Source organism: Streptomyces sp. NPDC043746, assembly GCF_056436485.1.
This window is the reverse complement of sequence record NZ_JBWKCM010000010.1, coordinates 63,432-76,530: the sequence shown is the minus strand read 5'-3', so window position 1 is coordinate 76,530 and position 13,099 is coordinate 63,432. Positions and strand designations below refer to the sequence as shown.

The 13,099-nt window shown below is 72.2% G+C and carries 10 protein-coding genes and 1 pseudogene; 5 read left to right on the top strand and 6 right to left on the bottom strand.

From position 1 onward, the window contains the following. Positions 1-11: 11 nt before the first annotated feature. Positions 12-1,253 (bottom strand): acylneuraminate cytidylyltransferase, encoded by a 1,242-nt coding sequence (locus AC0682_RS13685; protein WP_254813201.1) that lies wholly within the window; start codon positions 1,251-1,253, stop codon positions 12-14. 74 nt (positions 1,254-1,327) lie between these two features. After that, positions 1,328-2,716 (bottom strand): DUF6716 putative glycosyltransferase, encoded by a 1,389-nt coding sequence (locus AC0682_RS13680; protein WP_478532908.1) that lies wholly within the window; start codon positions 2,714-2,716, stop codon positions 1,328-1,330. A gap of 208 nt (positions 2,717-2,924) precedes the next feature. Here AC0682_RS13680 and AC0682_RS13675 point away from each other — a divergent pair, with 208 nt between their 5' ends. Continuing rightward, positions 2,925-3,935, top strand: coding sequence for a glycosyltransferase family 2 protein (locus AC0682_RS13675; RefSeq protein ID WP_254811851.1), 1,011 nt, complete (start codon positions 2,925-2,927; stop codon positions 3,933-3,935). Then, entirely contained in the window at positions 3,935-5,329 is a 1,395-nt protein-coding gene (locus AC0682_RS13670; RefSeq protein ID WP_478532907.1) for a polysialyltransferase family glycosyltransferase, read from the top strand. The genes AC0682_RS13675 and AC0682_RS13670 overlap by 1 nt, the downstream gene beginning before the upstream one ends. A 260-nt stretch (positions 5,330-5,589) precedes the next feature. Here the strand turns inward: AC0682_RS13670 and AC0682_RS13665 are convergent, their stop codons facing one another. Both AC0682_RS13665 and leuE read right to left on the bottom strand, forming a co-directional pair. Continuing rightward, positions 5,590-6,570, bottom strand: coding sequence for a S1 family peptidase (locus AC0682_RS13665; protein WP_478532905.1), 981 nt, complete (start codon positions 6,568-6,570; stop codon positions 5,590-5,592). Positions 6,571-7,109: 539 nt separating this feature from the next. Further along, positions 7,110-7,790, bottom strand: coding sequence for a leucine efflux protein LeuE (gene leuE / locus AC0682_RS13660; protein WP_478532904.1), 681 nt, complete (start codon positions 7,788-7,790; stop codon positions 7,110-7,112). Between the two features lie 225 nt (positions 7,791-8,015). Between leuE and AC0682_RS13655 the strand changes: the two genes are divergently transcribed. Beyond that, complete coding sequence (locus tag AC0682_RS13655) at positions 8,016-9,110, top strand: L,D-transpeptidase family protein (RefSeq protein ID WP_478532902.1); 1,095 nt, start codon at positions 8,016-8,018, stop codon at positions 9,108-9,110. Between the two features lie 269 nt (positions 9,111-9,379). On the opposite strand, the gene AC0682_RS13650 is transcribed toward AC0682_RS13655, so the two are convergent. Beyond that, complete coding sequence (locus AC0682_RS13650) at positions 9,380-10,540, bottom strand: hypothetical protein (protein ID WP_478532900.1); 1,161 nt, start codon at positions 10,538-10,540, stop codon at positions 9,380-9,382. Beyond that, complete coding sequence (locus AC0682_RS13645) at positions 10,540-11,511, bottom strand: RNA polymerase sigma factor (protein WP_478532899.1); 972 nt, start codon at positions 11,509-11,511, stop codon at positions 10,540-10,542. The genes AC0682_RS13650 and AC0682_RS13645 overlap by 1 nt, the downstream gene beginning before the upstream one ends. 472 nt (positions 11,512-11,983) lie before the next feature. On the opposite strand from AC0682_RS13645, the pseudogene AC0682_RS13640 reads away from it, so the two are divergent. Continuing rightward, a pseudogene (locus AC0682_RS13640) lies at positions 11,984-12,291 on the top strand (glycosyltransferase); the annotation flags it as partial. A 143-nt stretch (positions 12,292-12,434) separates the two neighbouring features. Then, positions 12,435-13,061: a hypothetical protein gene (locus tag AC0682_RS13635; RefSeq protein WP_478533046.1), complete on the top strand. Its 627-nt coding sequence runs from the start codon at positions 12,435-12,437 to the stop codon at positions 13,059-13,061. The last annotated feature ends 38 nt before the right edge of the window (positions 13,062-13,099 follow it).

The following is a 13,099-nucleotide window of genomic DNA, read 5'->3' as shown; positions in this document are numbered from 1 at the left end:
GTGGTGCTTCCTTACGTGGTGGGGACAGTGGGGGCTGAGATGTCAGCGGTGAGGGTGGGGCCCAGCAGCCAGGCCGCGATCTCGCGGATGGCGCCGTAGCCGCCGGGGGTGGTCGTGACGGCGCGCGCCGCCGCGCGCACCGAGTCGTGGGCGCTGCCGACCGCGACGGGCCAGCCCGCGAGGGCGAAGCAGCCGAGGTCGTTGACGTCGTTGCCGACGTAGAGCACGCGCTCGGGAGCGATGTCCTGCTCGTCGCACCACTGCTTGAGCGCCTCGTCCTTGCGGTCGATGCCGTGCAGGACGGGGACCTGGAGCTTGCGGGCGCGGGCGGCGACGACGGGGTTCTGTTCCGTGGAGAGGATCAGCAGGGGCACGCCCGCCTTGCGCAGGGCGGCGATGCCGAGTCCGTCGCCCCGGTGGACGGCGACGGTCTCGCGGCCGTCGGAGTCGACCATGACCCGGTCGTCGGTCTGGGTGCCGTCGAAGTCCAGGACGACCGCGTCCACGTCGGCCCGGGTGGGCAGCGGCGCGGGGTCCAGGAGCGGGGCGAGCGCCCGGGCGCGGGCCAGGTCGTGCGGGTCGTCGATCTCCAGCACCCGGGCCGGGTCGGTGGGGACCAGGGCGGTGTGGCCGAAGAAGCGGTGCCGGTGGGTGCGGAAGCCCGCCGCGTCCATCGCGTACGCGGCGCCGGTCTCCAGGTAGTCCTGGGGGCGGTCCTGGCGGCGGGGGCGTACGGACTTGTCGTGGTTGACGCCGTACGTGCCCTCCTCCACCGCGTGCCCGTCGCGCCAGACGAAGCCGTGGAACGTGGCGACGGTGACGGCCGTGTCGGCGCCCTCGTGGACGACCGCCCGGGCCACCCCGTCGATGTCGTCGCGGGAGACGAAGGGGCTGGTGCACTGGACGAGGAGGACCACGTCGACGCGCTTGGCGCGCTCGGCCTCGTAGGTGTCCAGGGCGTGCAGCACGGCCGCCTCGCTGGTGGCGGTGTCGCCCGCGATGGCGGCGGGGCGCTCGACGCAGTGCAGCCGGTGGGCGGCGCCGAGGTCGACGGCGGCGGCGCGGGCGGCCTGGGCGATGGCCCCGTCGTCGGTGGTGACGACGACGTCGGTGACCTCGGGGGCGCCGAGTGCGGCGCGTACGGCGCGGGCGACCAGGGGGACGCCCCCGACCTCGGCGAGGTTCTTGGCGGGCACGCCCTTGGATCCGCCGCGGGCGGGGATCACGGCGAGGACGGTCGGGGGCGGCTTCATCGCTGCTCCTGGGGTCATGGAGGTTCCTGAGGTCGTGGAGGCCGCTGAGGTCGTGGAGGTCCCCGGGGTGGTGGTCACAGCTCCCCCATCCGGCGGATCACCGGGGCGACGCGCTGGACGCCGTGCCGGTAGGCGCCGCGCGCCGCGTTGCGTACGGTCTCCCGCACCACGCCCCGGACCCGGCCGGGCTCCTGCGGTGCGGCGGCGCCGGGCAGGGGCGTGCCGTCGGGGGCGAGGTGGTGGCGGGCGAGGATGCCGGGGAGGTAGCCGGGCGCCGTGGTGGGCGTGTAGTACGGCGCGAGCGCCGGGAGTCGGCCGTCCGCCAGCAGCTCGGCCACCTTGGCGCGGGCCCTGTCGTAGGCGGTGCCGTACGAGCCGTCGGCGGCGACGCCCTGTCCTGCCAGCCACTCCGCGTCGGGGCGCGGGCGGTACCCGCCGTCGAGCCGGTCCCAGGAGGTGAGGAGCCCGGAGCCGACGAAGTGGTGGTTGCCGAGGGGTTCGCGAACGCCGAGGTCGGTGAGGACGGCCGTCGGGATGCGGCGGTGCAGGGACTCCAGGGCCGCGGTGGAGGAGACGGTGACCAGGAGGTCGGTGCGGTCCAGGACTTCGCCCATGTGCCCGTACACCAACCGGAAGTTGGGCGGGAGCCCGCCGGGCAGCTTCTGTGCGAGCTTCTGGTAGGGCAGTTCCTCGATGTGCGTGGTGTGCTCACCGGGCTTGGAGCGCAGCTTCAGAAGCACCTCGCGGCGGGGGTGCAGCCGGGCGTGCTCGACGAGCCGGCGGAGCAGGTACGTACGGTCGGCGCGGGAGGCCGGTACGGAGGGCTGCGCGGCGAACACCACGGTGTCGCGGCCCTCTTCGGGGCGGTACGGGGCTCCGCCCAGGAAGGGCAGCGCGGCCTCGGTGACCGCCGAGGCGTCGGCGCCCACTCCCTCGTACACCGCACGGAACCGCTCCGCGTCGTGGGCCGAGTTGGCGAGGACGATGTCCGCGCCGTGCCGGAGCAGCAGCCCGTCGGCCAGCTTCTCGTAGACGACGCCGACGTACCCGGTGACGATGACGGGGCGGCGCTCCAGATGCAGCGCGGCCAGCCCGTGCAGCATCGCCTGGACACCGCCGCCGACGAGGGCGAGGACGAGGACGTCGTACCCCTCGTCGCGCACGGTGTGCAGGAACTCGACGGCGGTGACCTCACGGACCCGCCCGGCGTCGATACCGACCTCGCCGACCTCCGCGAGCTGACGGGGGGTCGGAGTGGCCCGGCCGCGCAGCAGCAGCCCGCTGACCTCGACGGGACGCGCGGCCGGCCCGACTCCGGTCGCCTCGGCGGTCAGGCGGCGCGCGGTGAGCGCGCCCCATTTCCACCGGGTGTCGGAGTCGGCGAGGACGGCGACCCGCAGCGCCTGGCGGGGCTCGGCTGGGGCTTCGGCCGGATCGGCCTGATTGCTGGTACGTGGGGGCACGTCCCAGAAGTTAGGAAGGCATTTCGATGCGCGGCCCAACGCGACAGCAACAAAGGGTTAACAGGCGGCCGACGGTTGGGGAATCGGCAGGCCAGAGTGGTCAACTTCCCCCACATTCGGTCCACTTCACCGTTCGGACATTCATCGTTCACTCGCAGTACTTTTCCGGGACAGGAAATGCGCCGGGTCTCCAACTAGCGTGCTGCGGGTGGTTAAGCTCTCCGTCATCGTGCCGTTCTACAACGTGCAGACATACGCGCCCGACACCCTCAGAAGCCTGCGGGCCAACGCCCGGGAGGATTTCGAGTTCATCCTCGTCGACGACTGCTCGACCGACGGGACGGCCGAGATCCTCCGGCGCGCCAGGGAGGACATTCCCGGCGCGAAGGTGATCGTCCACGAGCGCAACGGCGGTCTGGCCACGGCCAGGAACACCGGCCTGGACGCGGCGGACGGGGAGTATCTGACCTTCCTGGACGGCGACGACTGGCTGGCCCCCGGCTACTTCACCGACCTGGTGGCCGCGGCCGAGCGGCTGGAGTGCGACTTCATCCGCACCGACCATGTGCAGGTGACCGGCCGCACCCGGACGGTGCACCGGGTGCCGCACGGGCTGCGGAACGTGGCGCTGAGCCCGCGCTCGGTGATACTTCCGGTCGACCGCACCACGTCGGTGGACTATCCGTACGCCTGGGCCGGTATTTACCACCGCCGTCTTCTCGACCAGGGTCTGCTGCACTTCACGGACGGTCTGCGCACCGCCGAGGACCGGCCGTGGATCTGGCGGCTGCACCGGGAGGCGGAGAGTTTCGCCGCGGTCGGACTGCTCGGCCTCTTCTACCGGCGCGGGGTCGCCTCCTCTCTCACCCAGATCGGAGATGTACGGCAGCTCGATTTCATCCGGGCATTCGACCAGGTCATCGAGGAGACTTCGCAGGATTCCGACGCGGAAACCCTGCTGCCGAAGGCCGTCCGCACCTATTGCGCGGTCATGGCCCACCATCTCGGTTCCATAGAACGGTTCGAACCAGCGGTGGCCCGGACGCTGCGCACCATGAGCGCCACTGCGCTGCGCCGGCTTCCCCCCGATCTGCTCGACGAGACCCTCCGCTCCCTGGGCGACCGGCGCGCCGCTCTGCTGCGCCGGGTGCGCCGCCGCCCCACGGGCGGGGAGCCTGCCCCCACCGTCACGCCTGCCGCCACCGGAGCCCGCGCCTGATGTCTGCCATCCGTTCCACCCAGCTCTTCTTCGCGGCCTCCCAGTACGCCGCCGCGACGGTGACCGCGGCGATCCGGGCCGGTCAGTTCGGCCCGCGCGCCGAGCACCGCCGGCTGCTGATCGTCAGCGACACCTCCCCCGCCCCCGAGGTGGGCACCCCGCTCGACCGGATGGCCGGATTCGCCTCGCTGCGAGCGGAGTTCGACGAGGTGCACTCGTGGAACGCGTTCATCAGGCCCTTCCACCCGGCCGGCTGGTTCCCGCGCGAGCAGGACACCCTGCTCTGGGAGCGGTACCTGCGGCTGGCCTGGGAGCTGGGCGACGGGCCGGTGGAGATCGCCTGCGAGTCCATCCAGGCCAACCCGTCCAGCGCGGTGGCCAAGATCTTCGGCGAGAGTCCGATCCACCTCTACGCGGACGGGCTGATGAGTTACGGCCCCACCCGCAGCAAGATCGACCCGCTGATCGGCACCCGGGTGCAGCGTCTGCTCCACCTGGACCTGGTGCGGGGGTTGCGGCCGCTGCTGATGACCGAGTTCGGCGTGGAGCCGGAGGTCGTGCCGACCGCCGAGTTCCTCAAGGTCCTGGGCGAACTTGCCGCCTCCGCCGATGAGTTCAGCGCTCCCGCCGACGCGCCGGCGCTGCTGCTCGGGCAGTACCTCTCCGCCATCGACGTACTCACCGCCGACGAGGAGCAGGAGCTGCATCTGCGGATGCTCCGCGGTGCGGTCGCGCTCGGCCACACCCACGTGGTCTTCAAGCCGCACCCCGCCGCCCCGGTCAGCTGGTCGCGCGCGCTGGAGCAGGAGGCCGGGGCGCTCGGCGCCGAACTCACCGTGCTGGACTCCCCGGTGATCGCCGAGGTGGTGTACGAGCGGACGCGCCCGGCGCTCGTCGTGGGCGCGTTCTCCACCGCGCTGCTGACGGCGGCCACGTTCTACGGGATTCCCGTCGCGCGGGTCGGCACCGAGGAACTGCTCGCCGCGCTGACCCCGTACCAGAACAGCAACCGCGTCCCGGTCACCATCGTGGACGCCCTGCTGCCCGCCCTGGAGGACCGGGAGGCGGTCACCTCCTGGCGGCTGCCGGGCGAGGCGGAGGTGCGCGCGGAGCTGTCGGGGCTGGTCACGGCCGTCGGGTTCGCCATGCAGCCGCAGATCTACCCGGGGCTGCGGCCCGCCGCCGAGGAGTACCTCGCCGCGCACCCGTCCCCGGCCTCATCCCCGTACTTCCGCCGCCGCAGGCTCACCGCGCTCGCGCTGCCGGGGGCCCTTCCGGGGCAGTTCGACTTCATCCCGCGCAACGCCACGGTCCGCAGGATCGCCCGGCAGGCCGTCGCCTGGAAGCGGGGCGCGGAACAGCGGCTCCCCCGTGTCCGCAGCACGCGCGGCTGACGGGGCGGGGGGCGAGCGGGGGAACGGGCGGCCGAACGGGCAGGGGACGGCGGTATCGAGCGCGGCGGGTAAAGCCCGATGTGTGCGGAGATGAGGACCGCGTCCTCGCACCATGAGTGGCGCCGCCTGCTCCTCAAGCGCTGAGCGGGTGGTGACTGCCGGGCCGATCCGTTGATGACGGCCGCTCGTCACGATCACCGGCCCCGGTCGTCCTCGCAGGGGGACGACCGGGGCCGGTGATCAACGGGACTGTCCTGGGATCAGAAGACCTCCATGCCGTACCAAGCCAGCGCCTCATTGACCGGCTGGTAGTAGCTGAAGCACGCCGAGGAGTTCGTTCCGGACAGGATCCCGAGGGCAGCATCCTGGGCGAAGAGCGGCCCTCCACTGTCACCTCCGGCACGGCAGATGGCAGTCACATCCATACCTGTCACACGGTGACCGCTGGTGTAGTTGATGGTTTGGTTCTTCGCCCCCAGGGAGTTGCACGCGTATTTACTCCGGTAGCCGGAAGCACAGACGGTCTCACCGACCCTGCTGTCGCGCGAGTAACGGATGTCCTGGCTCACGCCTCCGGCAGCCTCGACATTCCCGTAGTAGGTCACGTTTGCGCCATTGTCGGCGCGGATCAGGCCGAAGTCGTTGCCGTTCACATAATTGGCGCCGGTGGTGTGGCCTATGCGGGTTCCGTTGGATTTGTACCAGGTTTTCCCTGCAGTGATGATGCAGTGACCCGCAGTGAGGATGGAGAGCTCACCGGGCTTGGATTTGTTCCGTACGGTGAACCCGTACGAACACTGGGTGCTCCCGTTCTGTATGTAATCCCCGCCGTTGATCGGTGAGGCCGCGGGCCGCGTCTCGCCCGGCACGCGAAGAATACTCGCCGCCTCCCCGTGGGACTCCACGAAGGCCTCGAGTTCCGCGAAGTCCTCGTCGCTCACCGTACTGTCCGCCCGGACGATCACCTGGTTGGCCGGGACGTCGACCCCCCAGCTCGTCCCGGGCGTCCAGAAGGTGTTGTCGAGCTCCTCCTTGATGCTCTCCAGGTACTCCGTGCCGTAGGCCACCCGTTGCGCTAAGGCACCAGCGCTCTCGACCTTCTCGGCGGTCTCGCCGTCGGTGACAGTGACGACGAAGCGTTGCCCGGCACGGTCGAGGTACATTCCGCCGGTCCGCGCGTCACCGAGGCGTTCAACGAGGCTCTCCACCTCGTCCCCGGTCGGCCCGTCGACCGTTTCCACACTGCGCACTGGACCGCCTGAGGCCGATTCGGCGCGAACCTGCGGTGCCACGCCGAGAGCAGCAACGGAGATAGCGAACAAGGCAGCCACCCTCGTTACGGAAAATATCCTCTTGGAACCAGCCACTGACTTCCCTCGTCTCTCGTTCTCCAGAATGAGCTTTCCTGGAGAACTCAAGCAGGGAGGCTCTAATTACAGGCAACGGAGGGATTAATTCCCGCTCTTGACCAGAATCCCCTTATGGTGAAATTCAGCCACGCCACTCACGGAGCACTCGCGCGCGCTCCACTCGACGCCCCTCCACACTCGCGCTGACGAGCATCGAGCCGCCCCCGCACCATTCGCCTCGGGGCTGTCCCGGGGGCCCACCGGACGGGACCGTTCCCTCTCCTGCCGGACGACCGCATCGACCGGGCGGGCGGATTTCCGCAGGCCCCGCAGCCGGCATGGACGCCCGCAGACCGCGCCGCACCGGCGGCCGGTCGGGATCCGCGAACAGGCCTGCCCTCGAGCAGAGTTGGATGACTACTCCCATCCCCCTACACGCTGCTGAGCGAGAGCTTCGCCGCGAACCCCAGGAAGAGCACGCCCGCCGCCGAGGTCGCCCCCGCCGAGAGCCGCTTGCGGCGGCGGAAGGCGGCGGCCAGGCGGGTGCCGCCGAAGATCAGCGTGGAGAGGTAGAGGAAGCTGGCGAGCTGGAGCAAGGTGCCCAGCACCAGGAACGACAGGGCCGGGTAGGCGTAACCGGGGTCGACGAACTGCACGAAGAACGAGATCAGGAACAGGATCGCCTTCGGGTTGATCAGGCTGACCATCAGCGCCCGCCGGTAGGGGTTCTCCGTCGCCCCCGCCCCGGAAGCCCCGGGCGCCTCGGACGCCTCGGCCGCCTCCGCCAGTTCGGCGGTCCGTCGGTGCCGTTCGCGCCACAGGGACACCGCCGCGCGCAGCATGCCGATCGCCAGCCAGGTCAGATAGCCGGCGCCCGCGTACTTGACGATGGCGAACAGCAGGGGCGTGGTCTGGAGCAGCGAGGCCGCACCGAGCGCGGCGAGCGTCATCAGGACGGTGTCGCCGGTCCACACGCCCGCGGCGGCTCTGTAGCCGGTCCGTACGCCGCGTCGCGCCGCGACGGAGAGCACGTACAGCGAGTTCGGGCCCGGCAGGAGAACGATCAGCAGCAGGCCCGCGAGGTAGGTCGGAAGGTCGGTGACACCCAGCATGGACGGAGTTTCGCACACCCGTACGCCGCCTCGTCCAGCCGTCTCACCGGCCACCTCGCCCACCGCCCGCCAGCCGTCTCGCCGTGACCTTTCGGCCGTCCTCCCGTGACCTGGCGCCACTACCGTCGTGCACAGGATTCGACCACCGGGCCGGACGGGCATCCGTCGGGGGAGCACCGGTGAGGCACCGGGCGGACCGGACACGAGCACGGGGGACGGGTGGGGATGGCGGGGATGGCGCGCAGGAACGTGGGCAACGTCGGCATGGCGAGCGACGCGTACGGGAACGGGGGCGACGGCGACCCGTACGGCCAAGGCCCGTACAGCAACGGCCCGTACAGCACCGGCACATACGGCGGCGCCCCCTCCCTCCGGGGTCACCGGCACGGGAGCCCGCGCGGCAGGCGTACGGCGACCGTGACCACGGCCGGAGTCCTCGCGATAGCCGCCCTCGCGGCGGGGTGCGGGCCGCAGGACCCGGTCGCCGACGCGCTCCGACAGCCACCGGCACCGGCCACCACCGCGGCGCCCTCCCCCACCCAGGACGGAAAGGCCGACGGCACCACGCCCACGGCCACCCCCGGCACCAGCACGGCACCCGCGCCAACGCCCACACTCGCACCCACCAGGCCGCCCACCACCCCACCACCCTCCCCTGCGCCCCGCCCGAGCACGGCTCCTCCGCAGCCCGAGGCTCTGTTGCGGACGGGCTCCGAGGGGCCTCAGGTGCGGGAGCTGCAGGCGCGGCTGCGGCAGATCGGACACTTCGGGCGCAACCCCACCGGCTACTACGGCACGGTCACGGCCGAGGCCGTCCGGTCCTTCCAGCTCAAGCGAGGTACGGAGGGGACCGGCGCGACGGACGCGGCCACCTGGCAGAAGCTGCTGGCCATGACCCGTACGCCGACGGCCGACGAGCTGGACCCGCCGACCGAGCGGCCGGTGGCGAAGCCGGACGAGCGCTGCCTGACCGGCCGGGTGCTCTGCGTCAGCAAGAAGAGCCGGACGCTGGCGTGGATGATCGACGGCCGGGTGGTCTCGGCGATGGACGTGCGCTTCGGCTCGGAGTACACGCCCACGCGGGAGGGTGAGTTCACGGTGTTCTGGAAGTCCCGGGACCATGTGTCGACGCTGTACGACACCCCGATGCCGTACGCCCTCTTCTTCAGCGGCGGCCAGGCCGTGCACTACTCCGCCGACTTCGCGGCCAACGGCTACGCCGGGGCCTCGCACGGGTGTGTGAACGTACGGGACCGGAAGAAGGTCGCGGCCCTCTTCGACCAGGTGAAGAACGGCGACAAGGTCGTCATCTACTGGTGAGGGCCCCAGGCAGTGCCTGAGGAGTGGGAGGGCGCGGGCGGGACCGGGGGAACGTGTCCCGCCCGCGCCGATGCGCTGAGCCGAAGGTACGGGGGGAACCCCGGCTCGTCGCGCTGCCGATGACCAGTCGGCTCACTCTGTACTGCGCCCGGCGCTCGAAAAACGTCACACCTGGAGCGGGCTGCCCGTGCGGGAGGCCTTGGTACGCAGCGGAAATGCACCTGCGTACGGGGGCGGGAGGCCGACACGCGGGGGAAGGAAAGCCCAGGTCAGCGGGTGAGCAGGGCAGTCGGGGCAGGAGCCGCCGACCTCATCGGAGCCACCGCCTCCGCCTCCGCGCGCACGCCGGCGTCGACCCGGCGCTCGCCGCCCGCGCGGGGCGGGGCGGGTTCGAAGGAGACGGGCGGCAGGGAGCCGCCGTCGCCGTCGCCATCACCGCCGCCGCTTCCGGGACCGCCGGAACCGGCCCCGCCGAGGAGCCGGTCGCAGAAGCGCTCCAGGTTCTCCTCGCCCTTGGCCAGCTGGACCAGCTGCCGTCGGCTCCGCTCGTCGAGGGTGCCGTCGCGGAACGCCTTGCACGCCTTGACGGACTTCTCGTACCAGTTGCCGCCCTGGTCGTGGCCGCCGGAGACGTCGGGGCGCTCGTCGCGGCCGGCCGGGTCCTTGGTGGCGTTCTCGCGCCCCGATCCGCCCGATCCGCCCGATCCGCCCGCCGCATCGGCGCCGCCGGACGCGCCCGGTCCGACGGACCCACCGGGCCGGTTGCGGTCGCCCGTACGGTCGCCGCCGTCCGCTTCCGCGTCGATGCCGCCGGTCTCTGGCCGCTCGGCCTCCTCCGGCGCGCCGGACTGCCGGCTCTCGGGCGAGGAGACCGGGTCGGGGTCGTCGGGCGGCGACGGGTCGCGCGCGGTGGACGGGTCGTCGGCGGGCAGCCGGGAGACCAGCGGTTCGGGGGTGGCCGCGGACACAGAGGAGGCGGGCGCGGGTGAGTCCTGGCCGCCGAAGGGGCCCGGGAGGACCCCCGTACCGGCGGCGACGGCCACACCGCCGAGAGCGCACCCGGCGAGCGAGACGGCCAGGCCGAAGCGGACCGGGCGGCTCCAGCGCGGGCGGCGGGGCGGGGCGGCGGGAGCGGCACCGATGTGGACGGAGTGCAGGGTTCCGGGCTGCCCGGGGAGGGCGGGTCCCGCGCTGCGCCCGGCGAGCCGGTCCCGGCCGGACCGGGTGGCCTGCCGGAAGGCGGTGAGCACGGCGTCCTCACCGGGGAGTTCACCGGCCGGGGCGCGGCGGGCGGCACGGGCCGCACCGAGTGCTTCGGCGAGCCGGAGGGCGTCGCCGCGGGCCTGGTCACCGAGGGGTACGACCGGTTCGCCGCGGAGCAGTTTCTCCGCCGCGTCCTTGTCGAGCCACTCGTACTGCTCGTCGGCCATCACATGTCCCTCTGCGTCCACGGTCGCGAATGCGTCACACCGGGAGTGACCACGGCCGGCGCCACCGGACCGCCCCTACCGGGGCGCTGAGAGGGTACGGCACCGAGTTCCGCACCACCGGCCCCGCCCCGACCTGCGTCGCTCCCGGCCCTCTGCGCCGAGGCCCGGCCTCCCGCGTCGGGGCCACCGCCGAGGCCGGGTCCGCTGCCGGGACCGGAACCGCCGGTCGCGGTACGGCCACCGGTCATGGAGCCACCAGTAGGCCCGGCACCACTGCCGGTCACGGATCCGCCGCTGGGGACCGCTCCCGTACCGGACGCGGCCCCGCTACGGGTGCGGGTGCCGGAACGGCCACCGGACGCGGCGGGAGACCCCCCGGCAGGCGCGGGCGGCACACTGGCAGGGCTGGGCGCGTCGGGCCGCTGCTCCCCGAGGAGTTCGGCCAGGCGCTTGAGGCCCCGGTGGGCGGCGGTCCGTACGGCGCCCGGGCGCTTGCCGAGGGTCTGGGCGGCGCTCTTGGCGTCCAGACCGACGACCACGCGCAGGACGACGGCCTCGGCCTGGTCCTGCGGGAGCTGGGCGATGAGGGACATCGTGCGGTCGGTGTCGAGCGCCTCCATGGCGTCACCGGCGGTGTCGGACTCGGCGGGCCGGCCGGTCAGCTCGGTCTCGTCGCCGCCGATCGCGGGGCGGCGGCTGCGCATCCGGAGATGGTCGAGCGAGCGGTTGCGGGCGATCCGGGCCGCCCACCCCCGGAACCTGTCGGCGTCCCCGCTGAACCGGTCAAGGTCGCGCGCTATCTGGAGCCAGGCCTCGGACGCCACGTCCTCGGCGTCCGGTTCCCCCACCAGCGTCCGTATGTAACCCAACAGCCGCGGCTGCACAGCGCGGTACACAGCACGGAAAGCGTCCTCGTCCCCGTCCTGTGCCGCGAGCACCGCGGCGGTCAGCTCCGCGTCGTCCCCCAGCACTCCCTCAACCCGCCCTGCTGTCCAAATCGCAGCTGGTCACCACTGCCGCGCCACTCTGCGCGACTCAGCACGCTACGTGGTCGGCAGGGGTCACGTCCATGGCTTGTACAACTCGCAACAATTCGCGGCCCTCGGGGCGGTGTGACAGAAAACGCAGCGGCGGCGCTGAGATGAGTACGGGGTCGTGCTGCGACCCCGTGGAAGACGGCCGGGGCCTCTCCTGTGGGGGGTGGCGGCCCCGGTCGTCGCTCCTCTCCGCCCACGCTCGGACCAGGTACGTCGTAAGCCGCCTAGCTCCTCCGCGACCAACGGCGTGACCGACGCGCGAGCGAATCCTTCCGGGTGAGCGCGTTCCCCGACACCAGTCACCCCGGTGAGCAGCACTTTCCAGCGCTCAGACGCTGCGTGAGCTCAGAACCAGCTCCTCGAAGAGGGCGCTCAAGGGCTCAATCCAACCGCTCCCGTCGCCGGGATGATCGCGAACGATCACCGGACAGCAGCCACTGGAGTGCCCTGCGTGAACACCGCGCCTCAGCAGACGACCGTCTTCCGCCTGATCGTGACGGGAGGCGGCACCGGCGGTCGCACGTACCCCGCTCTCACCGCGATCCGCACCTTGCAGGCACGCCTGGCGGCCTCCGGCCGCACCCTCGCCGTTCTGTGGATCGGAACGGCCGAGGGCCTGGAGGCCCGAGTCGCGGGCGCGGGGGTATCCCCTTCACCACCGTCACCACCGTCACCACGGGCAGGATCCGCCGCCACGCGAAACCTCTGGGAATGGCGCGGAGGACGACCGGGCCAGGCCCGCTCCTCGGGGCGCCGTTGGCCGTCCCAGCCCCCTGGCGACCAGGTGAGCGGGTTCGGTCCGGCGCGCCGGGCCCCACGACCGGTCGCCTCCCGGCGCCGGGAGGCGACGCCTCGTTGTGCGGTCGCTCGTCCTGGGCCACACTGCGGCCACGAACCAGTCCGGTGCCGGTGACGCATTGCCGGTCGGTCGCCCCCTGACCGCGGCGACCCTGTTCACCCGGCTCGCCTTCGACGGGGAGACGCTGGAGATCACGTCCCGGCTCCGGCCCTCGCCCCGGGGACGCACCACGCGCATCCCCCTGAGCGACCTGATGGCCATCGAAGCGTGGTCGCGCGACAGGCACCCCGGCGTGGACGGGACCAGGCAGCTGCTCTCCTTCCGGGTCCGGCGCTACTGGAACGGGGAGCAGATCACCCACCACGTACGTGTCATGCGCAAGGCCCCGACCGCCGACTTCCGCCGCCTGCAGGAAGGGGTGAACGAGGCGGTGGTCGATCGCGCGCGTCGCGTCATCGACGCCCGGGGGCCAGGAGCACCCGTCGGTCCGGACAACTGGGACGACCGGTTCCGGGCCAAGATCGCCCACGGACTGCGCACGCCCTTCCCTCTGGCCGAGCACCCTGACCTCAAGAACCGTGTTCTGATGCCCGGTTGGGCCCGGCAGAGGTCGGGCGCGTATGTCCTCCACGAGCTGCGCCTCCGTGAGGGCGCGCTTCTCGACTGGCATCGCTTTCTGCACTGACCGCCGTCGCGGAACACCGTGTGCTCCGCCGACAGCCC

Coding starts and splice junctions, on each gene's coding strand:
- AC0682_RS13670 (WP_478532907.1), top strand. CDS start 3,935: ATGTCTGCCATCCGTTCCACCCAGCTCTTCTTCGCGGCCTCCCAGTAC.
- AC0682_RS13685 (WP_254813201.1), bottom strand. CDS start 1,253: ATGAAGCCGCCCCCGACCGTCCTCGCCGTGATCCCCGCCCGCGGCGGA.
- AC0682_RS13650 (WP_478532900.1), bottom strand. CDS start 10,540: ATGGCCGACGAGCAGTACGAGTGGCTCGACAAGGACGCGGCGGAGAAA.
- leuE (WP_478532904.1), bottom strand. CDS start 7,790: ATGCTGGGTGTCACCGACCTTCCGACCTACCTCGCGGGCCTGCTGCTG.
- AC0682_RS13655 (WP_478532902.1), top strand. CDS start 8,016: ATGGCGGGGATGGCGCGCAGGAACGTGGGCAACGTCGGCATGGCGAGC.